We start from the raw sequence: 16,504 nt of genomic DNA, 5'->3' as shown, positions 1-16,504 counted from the left end.
CACCTTCAACGCAAAGTAGCTGGCGGGCAGCAGCAGCTTGGTCTCCTGCATGAACACCATGCCCACATCCACATCTTCCAAGATGATGCCATAGGCTCCATCCGACTCAGGAGTATCATTGGCGTCGATGTCCCCATCATTATCACTGTCCACCCAATACGGTCCGCCGATACCCGCAAACACGTGCACGTTCGATGCGCCGATCGTCATCGTCTCCACTTCCGTCGTGTCCCCGTCATCCAACGTCACGTCGTAAGTCTCACCCTTCGTGAAGGCAAAACTGCCACGCACGAAGATAAAGCTGCCCACTTGCAACAAGGCGTCACCCACGAACACCTGCAGGATCGGCGCGCTGAAATCCAATGTAACTGGGTCACCACCCGTCGGAACATTTAATCCACCACCAGCCATTGCACTGAAGTCGACGCCATCAGCCGGGGTTAAAGGAGTGTCAAACGGGTCATCAACTAAGTTAACACCCACTTCAATGTCATGCAGCTCCAGATCCAAGATGCCATCCATCCCCACGATCTGTGCACTATCCGCCGTCACCTTCAAAGCGAGGTAGTCCGCGAAGTCGATCAAAGACACTGGCTTGAACATCGCAAAACCGACGTCCACATTTTCCAAGGCGATACCTACCGCACCATCAGCCTCCGGAGTGTCATTGGCATCAATGTCCCCGTCATTGTCACTGTCCACCCAGTAAGGCCCACCGATACCAACGAATACATACACATCAGCCGCGCCACCCATGAAGGCGAATGTATTCTTCGTGGCACCATCCTCCATCGTGACCGTCTTCGTACCGACACTCAAAGCGAAGCTACCACTCACAAAAACGAACTGGGAAATCTGGAGCGTTCCATCGAACTCGATGGTCGCCACATCAAAGTATTCGTGATTGAGGATTTGACCTACTGCATCCGCCGCAGTTCCACTCGCCGGAGTAATAGCCGCCAAGGCACCAGAAACCTCCTTTACCACTAACTGTATTTTGCCATTCGCCTGAACGACCTCGAAGTAGAGATTCCCATCACCGAAACCAAACAACCCTGTACCCGCCGCGAACTCACCACTGACCGAGCCGTAGGTCATGATATCGAAGGTGTCGCCAACCTGCGGAGTGAAGCCGTTGATAAGGTCAATGTCCAACTTACCGTCCAACTGAGCCAATCCCGAAACACGCACCTGGTCATAACCAGTGCCCGGCATCTTTCCACCAATCTCGATCTGCAAAGTCCCGCCAGCACCTTGATTGAAAGCAGCAACATCCAAGAAGCCAGGAGAGTGACCCGGGCTAACCGTTCCGTTATTCTCAACCGCATAGTTACCAACCCAGTTTCCACCCAACGTTTCACCTTCAGAAACCGCAATAACCTCCTGGCCATCAGCATTTTGCGTCGATTCCGTGGACGCAAAAACCTCCCCTGCATCAGATTCATCATCCTGTTGCATTTGGGAGGTATTTTCGCTAACTGATTGCAAACCAAAGCGTTGCGAAGGCGGTCCCTGAGCACTTACCAGCGTTTCAACTAGCTGATCAGCGAAATTTTCTCCTTCATTCGTTCCCACTGCCGATATTACCGCCTCAACAGCAGGAGTAGGAGCAGCGACTTCTACGCTTTCAGTTTCTTGGACTGTTTGCACCTCAGAAACCGCCTCAGCAGAATCATCAGCCACCAGTTCTTCCACTTTACCCAACACCACTTCGTTTTGGGATTCCATTCCAGCAAACAGATCAGAGCCGGAAGTTATGGAAGAAGTTTCCAAGGAACCATCGAAGTTCTCCTGGATACCAGTGAACAGAGAATCATCGATTTGAGGAGCCAAGGCCGCAGCAGGCAGCAACCCGTCACCAGAAAGCAGCACGCGCTGCTCGAGGCTTTCGAGCTGATAAGAAGCTATGTTCTCTTGTTTTGCCACTGGGGTCTTAACACCAACTTGCGTCGGTGAGACAATGATTTATCACTTCTGCAAGACCTGAGACTAGGATATTTGATGAACATTTTTTGCTATTTTCAGTGAGACTAAAAATTATCCGAGAGCGACATGTTATCAGGCAAACGCCCGCAAATCCGATGGATTATGATTCCTTCCCGTGAACGAATTTTGCGACCATCCAAGCCCGACGCAAAAATGTAACAAGTAAATCTTCCGAAAAGATCGGACTTTTTAGTTTCCTGAACCCGGACGACTCCTTTCCTTAAATGCTCTCTTTTTTATGATCGAAACAGCAGGGTTATTTGCCGCACCAAACCGAGTATTTCTTTCACCCGTAGTTGCACCATTTTCCCGATACCACCCCCTCTTCCGATTGATCAAACAGCACACCTCATGCGAGCCCGATTTCCGACCGTTACCCCACGCCTGAATAGGTAGCCCTCCGCACCTAGTTTCATCTTCAAGCACGCCTTCCCATGTTCAGCCGAATCCCCCTCATTTGATCTTCCATAACACCCCCCTCACGCCCTCTATTCTGGCACCATCAAGATCCGATAATAAGCCGTAACTTTATCCCTTGAAATCTGCATCTACTAAAACAAATATTTTTAACTTAGTTAAAAATTACACATTTAACGTTACTACGTGAAAACACCATTCTTCATCCTCAGAACTCCACCTATACCAGGAGCAAAATCGCACTTCCTCAGGCAATGTGAATTCCAACTCAACCTGCTCCGTTAAGTTCTGAAATCTGAATCAATTTCCCCTCCTTTCGTTCTCCCAAAAAGTCGCTTCAAAAGCTCCAGTCCGTTACTAGCTTTCCTCACCCAAACACACCCTAAGAAAACCATCACACCACCGCCCAATATCAGGACACTATCGAAGCTACCCATTTAAATCATCCTCTAGCTTCAACCCTCTCACCATCACATTTTCACCCTCCCAAGAGCATTCGTTATTGGCATCTGGATCACATGCATTAGACTCTCCTCGTGGCGCAATCTGATCTGTTTTCGGCAGTGCAAAATACGGATGCCAAGGAAGGCTCGGCACCCCTTTCCGGCCCTGCTTCTAACCCTCACCGTTCGGCCCCTTTGGCCGCCCGGATGCGCCCTCGGACCTTGGATGAATACATCGGTCAACGGCACATCCTTGCCCCCGGAATGCTCCTCCGCCGGGCCATCAAAGCGGACCGGATTCAGTCCCTGATTTTTTACGGCCCACCGGGCACCGGAAAGACCTCTTTGGCCCAACTTATAGCTCTCCATACCAAGAACCGTTTCGAACGCTTGAGCGGTGTGGAATCCAACGTCGCGGACATGCGCCGGGTCCTTTCCGGAGCTACTAACCGTCTCCATAATACCGGTCAATCGACCATCCTGTTCATCGACGAGATCCATCGCTTCAACAAGTCCCAGCAAGACGTCCTTTTGCCTGATGTCGAGAGCGGGGTGATCCGCCTCATTGGAGCCACCACTCACAACCCCTTTTTTTTTGTCAATTCACCCCTCGTTTCCAGATCCCAAATCTTCGAATTACGCTCCCTGACGGACGAGGATATCTTAGGACTTTACCAGCGTGCTTTAAAGGATACTGATCGTGGCCTTGGCCATCTCAAGATCCGCGCCGACGAAGACGCCCTAAAACACCTTGCCAAGACCTCCGATGGTGATGCCCGCAAGGCCCTGAACTCCCTCGAGATCGCTGTCCTGACCACCGAACCGGGCAGCGATGGCTTCATCCATGTCACCCTCGCCGTCGCGGAGCAAAGCATCCAGAAGAAGGCCATCGTCTATGATGGCGATGGTGACGCCCATTACGACACCATCTCAGCCTTCATCAAATCCATGCGTGGGAGCGATCCCGATGCCACTCTTTACTGGCTGGCCAAGATGATCCATGCCGGGGAAGACCCTCGCTTCATCGCCCGTCGCATCGTCATCCACGCTGCCGAAGACGTCGGTTTGGCTGATCCCATGGCTCTTGTTCTGGCCGTTTCCGCCCACCACGCCGCCGAGTTCATCGGTTGGCCCGAGGCTAGGATACCTATTGCCGAAGCTGCTCTCTATATAGCTACCGCGAATAAGAGTAATACTGTCGTGACTTCCATTGATGCGGCTTTGGAAGATGTTCGCAATGGCCGCACTTTGCCCGTTCCAGAACACCTACGGGATGGCCATTACAAGGGCGCCAAACAACTCGGCCACGGCGTCGGCTACAAATACGCCCACGATCACCCGGAGAATTTTGTGGCCCAAGACTACCTTGGTGAAACCCGCCACTACTATAAGCCCACGGAGCAAGGCGTGGAAAAGAAGATCAAAGAACGCGTCGAACGCTGGCGTGCTGAACTGGACGCCACGCGGAGGAAATCCTCATGATCCCCTCCATCGCCGAGCAAAAAATCTCACTGCGCCAGCAATACAAAGTGCTGATCCGCTCCATCCTGCCAGAACAGATTGCCGCCGCCTCGGAAGACCTCCGGAAACACCTTGTCGGCTCTCCTTACTGGCAGCAGGCGCGCAGTATCCTCATGTTTTATCCCTTGGCCGATGAGCCAGACATCGCGCCGTTGCTGGATTACGCTTTGAAGGAAGGCAAGACGCTTGCCTTGCCCCGATATAATTCCAGCACTGGTATTTACGAAGCCGCTCTCATCAAAAATCTCACTGAAGATCTGATGCCTGGTCGCTTCGGTATCCGTGAGCCTTCCTTAAATTGTTCCGCTTTTCCATTAAACCAACTGGACTTGACCTTAGTACCTGGCATAGCTTTTGACTCAAGCGGACGGCGGCTGGGGAGAGGCAAGGGCTTCTATGACCGGTTGCTGCCAGGGACGACAGGGGTGACGTTAGGACTGGCCTTCGACTGGCAGGAGAGCGACGCGCTCCCCGTAGAGCCGCACGATGTCGGATTAAGTGCTATCCTGACACCGACACGCTGGCTAAAAGTCGCTTAGCCACGTAGGTGCTGAAATGTTTTTGTTGGGCAACATCATCGTATTTTTGGAGGGACTCGCGCTGTTTGGCGCGGGAGCCGGAGTTTTCTATTTCCTGCAACGCAAAAGGGAAAAAGCCCAGCAGCAGGCATTGAAGGAACAGCAGGACATCACCCTTGCTAACGCCAAAAAGGAAGCCGAAACCCTCCTTCGCGAAGCCAAGCTCTCTGCCAACGAAGAAGCCCTCAAGATCCGCGAACAAACCGACAAATCCTTCTCCCAACGCCGCCAAGAACTCGCTGATCTGGAGAATCGTCAGGCCGAGCGCGAACGCCTTCTGAACAACCAACTGGAGAAGATTGTTACTCAGGAGAAAACCCTGAAGCAGACCGATGCCCAGCTCCAAAAGCAGCTCGAAGACCTCGAAACCCAACGCGTGGAACTCCATCGCCTAGTCGAGTTGGAGAAGGAAAAGCTGCAAAGCATCGCCGGCATCACCGAACTGGATGCCCGCGCTCAGTTACTCAAGCAAGTAGAGACGGACGCTCTCAAGGACGCCAACAGCCTCACCCGTCATATACTAGATAACGCCAAGGCCCAAGCCGAGGACAAGGCCCGTTACATCCTCAGCGTTGCCATCCAGCGTTACGCTGGCGACCATACTTTCGAGACCACTACGGCTACCATCGCCCTACCCGGAGACGAGATCAAAGGCCGCATCATCGGTCGTGAAGGCCGTAACATCCGCGCCTTCGAAGCAGCCACTGGTGTCACCGTTTTGATCGACGATACACCAAACGCCGTCGTCCTTTCCGGCTTCGATCCCGTCCGCCGCGAGATCGCTCGTGAGGCCATGCAACGCCTCATCTTGGATGGCCGTATCCACCCAACGCGCATTGAAGAAGTCGTCCAAAAGGTGAATGAGGAGATGGACGAAACCATCGTGAAAAACGGTGAAGAAGCCGTCTTCAAAGTCGGCCTGCCGCAGTTGCATCCGGAGATCGTAAAACTCCTTGGCCGCCTCCGTTTCCGTCACAGCTTTTCCCAGAATGTCTTGGATCACTCCATCGAGGTCGCCCACCTCATGAGCCTTATGGCTTCCGAGATGGGAATTGACATTCAAGACGCCAAACGTGCCGGTCTTTTGCACGACATCGGCAAGGCCATCGACCACGAAGTGGAAGGCTCCCACGCCATCATCGGTGCTGACTTCATCAAGCGCCATGGCGAAGCAGAGAATATCGTGAACGGTGTCGCTTCCCACCACGGCGAAGTCCCGCATACGAACCCCTTGGGTGTCCTCGTCAGCGCTGCCGATGCCATCAGCGCCTCCCGTCCCGGAGCCCGTTCCGAGACGATGACCACTTACATCAAGCGTCTCGAAGACTTGGAACGCATCGGTGCTTCCTTCCCCGGCGTGGAGAAGTGCTACGCCGTACAAGCCGGTCGCGAACTCCGCGTCCTCGTCCAGCCCGAGAAAGTCACCGACGAAGAAGCCTACGCCCTCGCCAAATCCGTCACGCGCAAGATCGAGGAAGAACTCCAATACCCCGGCCAGATTCGAGTGACCGTCGTCCGCGAAACTCGCGTGGTTGAATTCGCGAAGTAACCTATCCTCCTTCCCAGAACACCGAAGGTGTTCCATCTATCAGCCCAGCGTTGCCATGCGACGCAGGAGCATGGCTACGCTGGGTAAGTCGCTAAAGCACGCACAACCCTGAAAGGGTTGCATCACTCTGACCAACTGCTTTCCCACAACCAAAACCTCTCAATTTCACCACCGCAGACTTGAATCTTCCGTTTCTTGGAGTAACCATTGGCCCACAACCTGTTGATACCAACTACCTTCTAATTTCATGCCTACCATCAAATTCGGCACCTCCGGCTGGCGCGGTCTGATCGCACGCGATTTCACCTTTGATGCAGTCCGCCTCGCCACTCAGGCTATCGCGGAATATTGGAAAGGCGAACTCGCCAATCCCAAGTCTGCCATCTACGGCCGCAAGCCCATCGTCATCCTCGGTCACGACACCCGTTTCCTCGGCCACGAGTTCACCCTCGCCGCTGCGGAAGTCCTCGACGCCAATGGCCTCTCGCCCGTCATGTGCGATCGCGATGCACCAACACCCGTCATCGCACATACAATTCGCAACCTGAAAGCCATCGGCGGCATCAACATGACCGCTAGCCATAACCCGGCTGAGTATCAGGGCCTGAAATTCTCCCCGAGCAATGGTGCTGCCGCTCCGCCGGAAGTCACCAAGCAGGTCGAGGCCATCATCGCGAAGTTGCAGGCTGAAAACTGGACCTTCAAGGCAGCCGTCGTCGGCACCTTCAAGTGCAAGACCATCAATCCCCTGCCCGCCTACTTCAAACAGATCAAGAAGCTCATCGATTTCAAGGCCATCGAGAAGGCGAAGATGAAGATCGCCGTGGAGTTGATGTATGGCACAGGTCGCGGTTACCTCGATACCTTGCTTGAAGAAGCCGGTGTCAAAGTCACCCGTTTCCATGATGAACTGAACCCGCTCTTCGGCGGGCATCATCCGGAACCGAATGCCGAAGGCATGCACGCTGTCAGCGATTTCATCCGCAGCGGCAAAGCCAGCATCGGCCTCGGCTTGGACGGCGATGCCGACCGCTTCGGCATCGTGGATAAGGACGGCACTTGGATCACCCCGAACCAAGTCCTCGCCCTCGCCCTCTATCATTTGAAGAAGAATCGTGGCTGGACCGGCGCGGTTGTGCGCACTGTGCCGACGAGCCACCAAGTTGATGGGATTGCCGAAGTCCTCGGCGTGAAAGTTCACGAGACACCCGTCGGTTTTAAATACATCGGCGCCCTCATGGAGAGCGAACCGATCATCGTCGGCGGTGAAGAATCTGGCGGCCTCAGCGTGAAAGGTCACGTGCCGGAGAAGGACGGCATCCTCGCCTGCTTGCTCATGGCGGAACTCGTCGCCTACGAGAAGAAGTCACTCGGTCAGATCATGAAATCGCTGGAGAAACAAACCGGCGAATTTCATACGGACCGCATCAACGTCGCCATCCCGCCGGACAAGAAGGAAGCCCTCCTAAAGATGCTCGCCGGTGGCTTGGAAAAGGTCGGCAACCTGAAGGTCGAGAAGTTCATCACCACGGATGGCTACAAGTTCCTCCTGCCGAACCGCGAATGGGTCGCCTTCCGCGCCAGCGGCACGGAACCCCTCATCCGCTGCTACATCGAAGCCAAGTCCACCGCGCAGTTGGAAAAACTCCGCAAAGCCTGCAAGAAACTCCTGCAAGGCTAAGAGTTTTAGCCACGGATCAACACAGATTCACACAGACAAAAACCCGGCTGATCTCAGCCGGGTTTTCTTTTGAAACTGATCGAAACATGTCCGCTTAGGACCCGAAACTCAAAACCAGAAACTAGAAACCTTTTGGCCCTCTGAAAACTGAACACTGAAAACTTGAAACTTATTTTTTTACCACATCCACAATCCCCACCTCCGCCCTCTGACTCCATCGAAACTCCAGCCCCTTGCTCTTCAACACCTCCTGCAACGCCGCCAGCGGCGTGATCCCTTTCTGCGAGATGGAGATGCTGCTTTGCAACAAAGGCTGTTTGTCCGCTCCTGTCGCCTGTCGCACTGATGTGGAGATAACCAAGTTCACCCCCAATTGCGTCCCGATCAACTGCACGAAATCCTCCAACGCCAGATCTGCCAGCGTGAAATCAGTCTTCTCACCCTGCACCGGTGGCTGGGCGATCGTCTTGTTACCCGATTGCGCAAAACGGCTGGCCGGATAGATCACCCCCACCTGTCCCAACCCGCTCCAATCCACCACCAATCCGCTCGCATCCAATACCGCTTCGAGGGCTTGCTGCGGACTAACATTCCGGATCTTCAATGTAAGTAACGCTTCCTGCCACGCCGCCCCTTGAGCATTCGTCCCTGTCATCAGTTCATGACTCGGAACAAGATTCAACCGGCTTTGTAAAGCCAGCGTCTGCACCACTTGCATCACGGGAATTTCATCGAAGAGCAGCAACGGAATCTTCCGCAAATCCTTGAGCGGATCAGGTAATGTTTTCGGGGCCCGTTTGAACACCAGTTCATCCGCCCTGGCAAAACGCAGTTTGGCCAACTCCGCTCCCCGGCTCTTATCCACCACCAAACCATACGCCCCTGCCATGCTCTCCAACACCTGATCTGCCGCTACCTGCTTGAGTTGAATTTTCAGGGTAGGCGGACCCCATGGCAATTTGTCCGGACGCACCTTGGCCGTCTCCAGAGTCTCATCGATCTGCACTGACAATCCCGCTTGGCGAGCCACCAGATTCAGCGCATCCGTCACCGGCAACTCTGCCAGTTCCACGTCCACCAGAGCCGCCTGCGAGGACACCGGAGCCAAAGCTGCCCCAAGCAGTCCTATCGCCAGAACACATACCTGTCCAAAGTTAGACACCCTCATACGCGTCGCCAAAAGAAGCTGGATTCATGCCTTTCATCCAGTTGTTAAAACGAAAACGCCTCGAAGCTATGCTCCGAGGCGTTTTCAGGGAAGTCCAAATAGCTCTATTCCTTCTTCTTGTCCTTCTCGGCAGCTTTCTTGGCATCATCCGCCTTCTTCTTTGCCTCATCAGCGGCTTTTTTCTCGGCAGCCTTCTTATCGGCCTCTTTCTTTTCCGCCTCAGCCTTGGCCTTTTGCTCCTCAGCCACCTTGGCCAAGACCTGCAGTTCTGCGCCCGTATTGATATCCACACCCGGCAAAGCCGCCTTCAGCGACTTCACACCTGCATCCGTCACCTTGGTCTGGAACACATACACGTTCTTCAGGTTCTTTAGGCCCTTCAACTGTTCCAATCCCTTATCCGTAATGGCCGTGTTGTAGAGATTCAGATAACGCAGATTGCTCATCCCTTTAAGACTCTCCAATCCCTTATCAGTGATCGCCGTGTTCTCCAGATGCAGCTTGCGCAATCCGTTCAACCCTTTGAGATTCGCCAACCCCGCATCCGTTACTTTCGTGCCCGCCAAGTTCAGATCCAAGATCACCGTCGCATCCTTGAGCTGCGCCAGCGTCTGGTCATTCACCTTGTCCTTGCTCAAATGCCAACTCGCGGAACGCCATTGGCTGTTCATCGCGATTTGCCGCACCGCCAAGCCTTGCTCCTCCAGTTTCGCGTAAGCTTTCAATTCATTCGCGTTCGGCTTGATATCCGGCAGCACATCCTCTGCCTTGGCGGAAGCATCGCCGCCACCTTTGAGCGTCAACCCATCCGGCCACGCAGCTCCTTCATCGATCCACGCCTTCAACAAATCTGTCTGCGCCTTGCTGAGCGGCTCGCCCTTAGGCGGCATGATGTCATCATGATCCTTCGGCAAAATAACACGCTTATACAATTCGCTATCTGCACTCTTGCCCACCTTCACCGAGTGCAGCGCACCTTCCTTGTTATCCAGGCGCAGGTCACCCTTGGTTTTCTCCGCGCTGTGACACTCCACGCACGTCTTCACCAAGATGGGCTGGATGTCCTTGACGAAATCCACCTTCGCACTGGCTTCGGGCACACCCGCCAGCAACAAGGCACCGGCTGCTAATCCAAATCCGATTCGCTTCATAGATTTAAAACAGGCTCATCTACTTGGAGCCATTCCCCAGCAGATTATTCAAACTCGATTGGCTGATGAGGGAAATTTAGGGAAGCGACTGAAGGAGTTCAAACACTGAATTCAAAAGCAGCACGATCAAAACAAAGAATCTGGCCCTTGATAAACCGCAGACTTATGGGTCATGAAAGTCACTTGAGCATGCCTTGAAAACCCAGCCTCATCATAGGTTACACCAAGTTGAACATAACCTTGATCAAAGTCCTTTCGCGTTAGCTCATATCCGAGATAAACATGGAAGACTGGGGCAGAAGTCACGGCCAACACCTCAGCACGAGTCATCCCTGGACGAAGTCTTGTCCACTCTTTGGGAACTTCAGGAGGACTCTCTTTTAGCGCAAAGTGCGCGCATGTCAGGCCAAATACCCCGACCAAAACCAGCAAAGCCAGACGAGCTTTCAACTCCTTGCCCGACTTTGCCTTGATGCCATCCGTTTTCAGCATAAGTTTTCTTTGCGTCTTATGCGCTTCTTTGCGGCCATTCCTACACAGTCTCCTTCACATGCACCCACGTATGCACATGTGGATCACCGCGGAAATACCATACCATGGACGGCCCCTCGATCTGCCACACATCCCATAACCCATCTTTGCCCACATCCTCATCCTTGTAGAAAGCCATATGCAGGTTCTCCACCCCCTGCTTCTTCATATACTTCATCGCCTCTTCGCTGTCAGATTTACGGAACGGCATCAGCAAGTCAGACATCACCTTCTGCACCAGCTCCCGTTGATCCTTGCTCATGTCCCCCACGCGGATGCCTGGCAACCCTGACTTCTTGCCCGTGAGTGCTACAGTCCTAGTCCCTCTTTCAGCCCGACTTTCACCGAGCAACGCCACTTCGCGCTGTTTTCCATCTAGAGCCTTGAACACCTCATTCGCCCGCTTCGCCTGATACCAATACACGTTCCCTTCGTGGTTCGGGTCTTCATTGAAACTCTTCGCCGCATGTCCGTAAAAGATCGGCCCACCGAACGCGACACCCGGAACCGAATCATTATCACACCGCCGCGTGCAATGCCGACCCGTCAGTACGAACTGGAATTTACCTTTGCCCGGTTCGCCGAAGATGGCGAGTGAACTCGCGCCAAAACCTGCCGCACCACTGTCATGCGCCACTTGCCCGATCACAGTCTGCGCATACTCCTCACTGTGCAGCCCCAAGAATATTTGTTTCACCATCTCCTGCTGGTCCTTCGTGTAGAAATCCGTTAGCGTCGGCTTCGTGATATGCCAGTTGTTATCCACCTTGGATTGCAGCTCATGCCCGAACGGAAAGCACACCGTCTTCTTTTGCTCCTCGCTTAACGTCCCATAAAGATCCACCACCAACGCCTCCGACTTCGGCAACGCCTTATCCTTCGCCAGCAACTCCGGTGCGGCCGCCAAAGCAGCCACACCTAATGCAGAAGTCTTGATGAAATCACGGCGGCTCAAGGATGAGTCGCAGTCCGGACAGGCAACGGTCTTTTGGGGCATGAGAGAATAGTATCAGAGAATCCATTCCCGGCAAGCCACCCCGTTTGGAATGACGCCCCCTCGTAATCGTTCTCGTCCTCGTCGTCGTCCTCGCACTTTCCCCCTTCTCTCGATGTTCGATGTTTCCCATCTTCCCCCATCTGGACATTCCCATCTCTTTCCTGTTTCCTATCACCCGAATGTCGAAACCGGCCGATTACCACATGCACACGCCGTTGTGCCGCCATGCCGTTGGCGAACCCGTTGACTACGCCGCCCGTGCCCTGGCCGTCGGGCTGGATGAGATCGGCTTCTCCGATCACTCGCCCATGGCACGCGATGACTTCGATGACTGGCGCATGCGCATCGATCAGTTGGATGAGTATGTGGAAAAAGTCCGCAAGGCCCAGCGCGACTACCCGCAACTCACCATTCGCCTCTCCCTCGAGGTAGACTACCTGCCCGGCCACGAAGACTGGATCCGCGACCTCACCGCCCGTCATCCGTGGGACTACCTCATCGGCTCGGTCCACTACGTCTCGGACAGTTGGGACGTGGACAACCCCTACAAGCTTTCTCAGTGGAAGAATCGCGATCCCTTTGAAGTCTGGAGCGTTTACTTCGACCGCCTGACCATGGCCGCCGAATCCAGCCTCTTCGAGATCATCGGCCATCCCGATCTGCCGAAGAAGTTCGGCCATCGTCCACAACAAGACTGCACCCCGCTCTTTAAACGCTTTCTTGCCGCCGCCAAGAAAACCGGCACCGCCTTTGAACTGAACACCGCCGGTCTCCGCAAAGACTGCCGCGAGATCTACCCCAGCCGTTCTTTCCTCGAACTCGCCATCGCTGAAGGTGTCCCTATCACCTTCGGTGCCGACGCGCACAAGCCCGAGGAAGTCGGTGCTGATTTCGAAGCCGCCATCTCCCTCGCTCGTTCCGTCGGCTACACCCAGACCCTGCGTTTTGAAAAGCGCCAGAAACGTTCAGTTAATTTCTAAGCACGGCCTCGTTTAGATTTCATCCTCGCCGCCCCCTTGCCCAACACTTTACCGAGCCAGCCCAAGAACGTCAGTTTCTCCGGCGCGACATACCGTGACATCGCGATTGCTCGGAACTCTGCGTGCAGACGCTTCCTGGCCGTTTTGTAAGCATAAATGTCGAAGCCAAGGCTGATGAGCAACCAGGAGAACACAATGAACAAATCAGGAACAACCCGGACCATGAAAAGATAATAAGTGATCGCCGAAACGATTCCTCTCCAGAAGTGCGTCGCGATCCATGGCCCGTACATTATGAACAGCGCCGCTTGCACCCCGGCGTTCTTCGGTATTTTTGAATCCATCGCCATCCACATCGCCCACCATGGCATCACATAGTAGTCAGCCCAAAACACGACATAACCGACGGCGATCAGCACGACCGTTTCCCACTGCATGCTGCCCGGACGCTGTATCCCAACCATCACAAACAACAGCATGCCCAGCCCGAATATCACTATGAAAGGCAGAGTGAACCGTCTGCGCACGGAAAGCAGTTGTCCGCGGATGATATCCTCCACGGATATTTCCGTGCACAACAGCAGCTCCAGTGCTCCGCTTTCCCGATCAGCCGCAAACCGCTTGGTTGACTCAACTGCCATCATGAATTTCGCGATCGTGTTGGTTGCGATCACAAAGAAAAATGCCATCCCCATATTCCACCAGTCTGCCCCGCCTAAAACCATGTAGAACAGAAACCAGGCCCCGGTGATCGCGGCCAGCGCGATCCATAATTGCAACCCCCTGAATCTCTCCCGGCTAGTCAGCCAATGCACGGCATTGATATCCAGCAACCGTGCCCGGTATAGCGCCATCGCTTCACCCGTTCCATAGAGAAACTTGCGCGTCCACTCCCGCCAGCTTGCCTCTCGTTTTGATGCCGCCTTATCCTGCCACGTCCTTGGAGCCAGCCAGCAACTGGAAAGCATAAAAGCCCACCCAAACGCATGAACGATTCCATTTGAGACCCAAAACAATGCCTGCGACCGTCCGTAAAGATAATCCAGTGAAGCGGCGAACGTCATCACCGGACTGCTAATCAAGAATGGGGCCCAATGTGCGATGTTCGCATGGGCACGGGGAAAATCCTGCATGTAACTGTTGAGCAATCCGATGGCCGGTCCAGATGCGATCAACGCCAATATCGTCAACATCGCAGATCCTCTGGCTTTGTCCGCCTCCCTCGACAAGCAAGAGCAGGTGATCCCTACGGCCAGTGAAAGAAACAACACGTTTAAAGAAGAGAACACCAGCCGCAACATCGCTCCACCCGATACTCCGCCGAAAAGAAATATGACCGAGATCAGGGGCAGTATCGAGAATGCAGCATAAACGGCCCCGAAGGAGGAGGATACCATCTTGCCCAAGACGATATCGTATCCCTTCAGATCCGTGAGGAAGAGAAAACCTAACGTACCCTCCCTTTTCTCGCTGCTGAGGGTGTCCGCCGTCAATTGGCTTCCCGCCAGCAGACAGGCTCCAAATAAAGCTCCAAAGCAAAGGTAAAACAGTTGCTGGCCCATCATCTGCACTGCGGGAGCCCCGCGACTCATCAGCACGAACATCAGGAACATGATTCCCCCGATCAGGGGCAACATCAACCGGGACCGGTAGGTTACCGGGTTTCTGGCCGCCACCCGCAGTTCTCTCTCGACTATCGGCAGCAAGGTCATGACTTTGTCTTCCCTCCCGGCGTTACGATGGCATCCAACGTGTCTCCGATCATCTGGAAGAAGGGTGTCTTCTTCACCGGGCTGTACCGTTCCATGGCCCGCGTCCTAAACTCCTCATACAACCTCCTTTTGGAATGCTGTATCCACCACCCCGCAGTGCCCAGCATCGCAGCCGGCCAAAGCAGGAAAAAGGCAAAGCCGCCCAGCACGCACGCCGTCGGAATCAGGGCGAGATAGAAAAAGAGCCAGGGTAACGCGAGCACTGCACTAACTGTCTGCTGTCGCGACTTCTCCACCGGCATCGTCGAGAGCCCTTTCCACATGCCCGCCCAGCCGATCGCCCGGTAATCCGCAAACATCATCGCTACGAATACGCCCATCATGTAGACCGCACCAAAAAACTCATCCAAATCCAGCCTTTCGGTGCTCAGGCAGATCACTGCGAATATAAATTCAACCATTACCGTCGCGATGAACGGTTTCAGGTATAGTTTACGCAACGACACCCATTGCCCCTCCAAGATATCGTCCACACTCATGGATGTCGTCAGCACCAATTCGAGCACCCCGTTCTGCCGGTCACGTGCGATCCATCGGCAAGCCTCTCCGGCCATGGACAGCTTCATCGCCGCATTCAGCACTAGGGTAAAAACTATTGCCATTGATGGATCCAATGCATCTCTCCCTACCAAAGCAACCACCGACACAAACCCCAGCACAATGAGCCCCCACAATCCCCATACCCACCATCCTGCCCAGCGATCCCGGGTCGTCAGCCAGTGGATCGCATTGATATCCAGCTTTGCTGCACGATCTCCCTCCATCTTCGCTCCCTTACCATATACGATGTCCCGCCAAACGGCCTTCAGTTTGGATTCTCGCTTAGTCGTTCCCTTCTCTTGCCAGGTCTTTGGTGCCAACCAGCAAGCCACACCGAGAAACACCCAACCTACCCCATGCACTGCCGCATTGGAGATAATAAATGCCGGCAGCCCTCCTGAAAATGAACCCACAGACGTGGCGAATGTCGCCAAGGGGTTGAGCAATATAAACGGTCCCCAATTCGTCTGGCCCGCCGTCTCCAGCGCTCCCGTTGCCCAAAACCAGAGCAACCCCAAAAGCGGCCCACCCAAAAGCATGATCACCATCAGCACGGAAGCCAAACCCTGCGACTTTCGCTCATTCACGCAAAGCACCGATGCTAGCAAACCCGCGCTCAACGACAGAAACAGCGCATTCACGCAACTCACCACCAGCTTCGCCACCGTCCAAAACTCCACCCCACCCATCAGAAAAATCACACTCACGATCGGCAATATCCCGAACGCCGCATACACCCCGCTGATGGAAGACGATACCAGCTTACCCAGTACGATGTCATATCCCTTCAGATCCGTCAGAAAGAGAAAACCCAATGTCCCTTCCCGCTTCTCCCGGCTGATGGAATCCGCCGTAAGCGAAATCCCGGCGAAGAGACACCCTGCGAAAATCAGCCCGAAGCAGATATACAAGAGCGTCTTTCCCATCATCTGCGCAGGAGCACCTTTGTAGAGACTGTACGCGATAAAGAGAAAAATGATCGCTCCGACCATCGGCGTCATGAAACGGCTCCGGTAAAAGAGCGGATTCCTCGCCCCTACCCTTAACTCCCGTTCCACTATGGGTAACACCGTCATGATTTCTTAAACCTCCGGTAACGCCGCTGCGTTTCAAACTCCTTTGGCTAATCTGGCTGACAACCCCGCAACTTGCAAGTGACACAAACGGGTGAGTCAATGTGCTGCCGGATT

The 16,504-nt window shown here is 54.2% G+C and carries 12 protein-coding genes; 5 read left to right on the top strand and 7 right to left on the bottom strand.

What is annotated here, in order from left to right; all coding sequences use genetic code 11:
* Window positions 1–1,926, bottom strand: a 1,926-nt coding sequence (locus tag VGH19_24015; GenBank protein HEY1174452.1) for an LEPR-XLL domain-containing protein, incomplete at its 3' end; no start/stop codon positions are given.
* 1,127 nt (window positions 1,927–3,053) lie between these two features.
* Between VGH19_24015 and VGH19_24010 the strand changes: the two genes are divergently transcribed.
* The 4 genes from VGH19_24010 (at window position 3,054) to VGH19_23995 (ending at window position 8,175) form a co-directional block, all read left to right on the top strand.
* Window positions 3,054–4,328, top strand: coding sequence for a replication-associated recombination protein A (locus VGH19_24010; GenBank protein ID HEY1174451.1), 1,275 nt, complete (start codon window positions 3,054–3,056; stop codon window positions 4,326–4,328).
* On the top strand, window positions 4,325–4,906 hold the full coding sequence (locus VGH19_24005) for a 5-formyltetrahydrofolate cyclo-ligase (protein HEY1174450.1): 582 nt from the start codon (window positions 4,325–4,327) through the stop codon (window positions 4,904–4,906). The genes VGH19_24010 and VGH19_24005 overlap by 4 nt, the downstream gene beginning before the upstream one ends.
* A gap of 16 nt (window positions 4,907–4,922) precedes the next feature.
* Window positions 4,923–6,494, top strand: coding sequence for a ribonuclease Y (gene rny / locus VGH19_24000; GenBank protein ID HEY1174449.1), 1,572 nt, complete (start codon window positions 4,923–4,925; stop codon window positions 6,492–6,494).
* A gap of 247 nt (window positions 6,495–6,741) precedes the next feature.
* Complete coding sequence (locus VGH19_23995; protein ID HEY1174448.1) at window positions 6,742–8,175, top strand: phosphoglucomutase/phosphomannomutase family protein; 1,434 nt, start codon at window positions 6,742–6,744, stop codon at window positions 8,173–8,175.
* A gap of 169 nt (window positions 8,176–8,344) precedes the next feature.
* On the opposite strand, the gene VGH19_23990 is transcribed toward VGH19_23995, so the two are convergent.
* The 4 genes from VGH19_23990 to VGH19_23975 all read right to left on the bottom strand — a co-directional run bounded on the left by VGH19_23990 (window position 8,345) and on the right by VGH19_23975 (window position 12,022).
* On the bottom strand, window positions 8,345–9,343 hold the full coding sequence (locus tag VGH19_23990; GenBank protein ID HEY1174447.1) for a hypothetical protein: 999 nt from the start codon (window positions 9,341–9,343) through the stop codon (window positions 8,345–8,347).
* A 104-nt stretch (window positions 9,344–9,447) separates the two neighbouring features.
* Window positions 9,448–10,494, bottom strand: coding sequence for a c-type cytochrome domain-containing protein (locus tag VGH19_23985; protein HEY1174446.1), 1,047 nt, complete (start codon window positions 10,492–10,494; stop codon window positions 9,448–9,450).
* Window positions 10,495–10,620: 126 nt separating this feature from the next.
* A complete protein-coding gene (locus VGH19_23980; protein ID HEY1174445.1) occupies window positions 10,621–10,986 on the bottom strand; it encodes a hypothetical protein in 366 nt (121 codons plus the stop codon).
* A 40-nt stretch (window positions 10,987–11,026) separates the two neighbouring features.
* Window positions 11,027–12,022, bottom strand: a complete 996-nt coding sequence (locus VGH19_23975) for a DUF3500 domain-containing protein (protein HEY1174444.1) — start codon at window positions 12,020–12,022, stop codon at window positions 11,027–11,029.
* Between the two features lie 179 nt (window positions 12,023–12,201).
* On the opposite strand from VGH19_23975, the gene VGH19_23970 reads away from it, so the two are divergent.
* Entirely contained in the window at window positions 12,202–13,002 is an 801-nt protein-coding gene (locus tag VGH19_23970) for a histidinol-phosphatase HisJ family protein (protein ID HEY1174443.1), read from the top strand.
* Here VGH19_23970 and VGH19_23965 read toward each other — a convergent pair.
* Window positions 12,999–14,714: a hypothetical protein gene (locus VGH19_23965; GenBank protein ID HEY1174442.1), complete on the bottom strand. Its 1,716-nt coding sequence runs from the start codon at window positions 14,712–14,714 to the stop codon at window positions 12,999–13,001. The two genes, VGH19_23970 and VGH19_23965, sit on opposite strands and share 4 nt — an antisense overlap.
* Entirely contained in the window at window positions 14,711–16,390 is a 1,680-nt protein-coding gene (locus VGH19_23960) for an ABC transporter permease subunit (protein HEY1174441.1), read from the bottom strand. The genes VGH19_23965 and VGH19_23960 overlap by 4 nt, the downstream gene beginning before the upstream one ends.
* Between the last annotated feature and the right edge of the window lie 114 nt (window positions 16,391–16,504).

The sequence above is a fragment of the Verrucomicrobiia bacterium genome (genome assembly GCA_036405135.1).
Lineage (GTDB): Bacteria > Verrucomicrobiota > Verrucomicrobiia > Limisphaerales > JAEYXS01 > JAEYXS01.
Note: the sequence above shows the minus strand (reverse complement) of the source record. Positions and strands in the feature narration are given on the sequence as shown.

What these genes read in the sequence shown, in the direction of transcription:
- VGH19_24010 (HEY1174451.1), top strand. Translation starts at nt 3,054, where the DNA reads ATGCGCCCTCGGACCTTGGATGAATACATCGGTCAACGGCACATCCTT.
- VGH19_24005 (HEY1174450.1), top strand. Translation starts at nt 4,325, where the DNA reads ATGATCCCCTCCATCGCCGAGCAAAAAATCTCACTGCGCCAGCAATAC.
- rny (HEY1174449.1), top strand. Translation starts at nt 4,923, where the DNA reads ATGTTTTTGTTGGGCAACATCATCGTATTTTTGGAGGGACTCGCGCTG.
- VGH19_23995 (HEY1174448.1), top strand. Translation starts at nt 6,742, where the DNA reads ATGCCTACCATCAAATTCGGCACCTCCGGCTGGCGCGGTCTGATCGCA.
- VGH19_23990 (HEY1174447.1), bottom strand. Translation starts at nt 9,343, where the DNA reads ATGAGGGTGTCTAACTTTGGACAGGTATGTGTTCTGGCGATAGGACTG.
- VGH19_23985 (HEY1174446.1), bottom strand. Translation starts at nt 10,494, where the DNA reads ATGAAGCGAATCGGATTTGGATTAGCAGCCGGTGCCTTGTTGCTGGCG.
- VGH19_23980 (HEY1174445.1), bottom strand. Translation starts at nt 10,986, where the DNA reads ATGCTGAAAACGGATGGCATCAAGGCAAAGTCGGGCAAGGAGTTGAAA.
- VGH19_23975 (HEY1174444.1), bottom strand. Translation starts at nt 12,022, where the DNA reads ATGCCCCAAAAGACCGTTGCCTGTCCGGACTGCGACTCATCCTTGAGC.
- VGH19_23970 (HEY1174443.1), top strand. Translation starts at nt 12,202, where the DNA reads ATGTCGAAACCGGCCGATTACCACATGCACACGCCGTTGTGCCGCCAT.
- VGH19_23965 (HEY1174442.1), bottom strand. Translation starts at nt 14,714, where the DNA reads ATGACCTTGCTGCCGATAGTCGAGAGAGAACTGCGGGTGGCGGCCAGA.
- VGH19_23960 (HEY1174441.1), bottom strand. Translation starts at nt 16,390, where the DNA reads ATGACGGTGTTACCCATAGTGGAACGGGAGTTAAGGGTAGGGGCGAGG.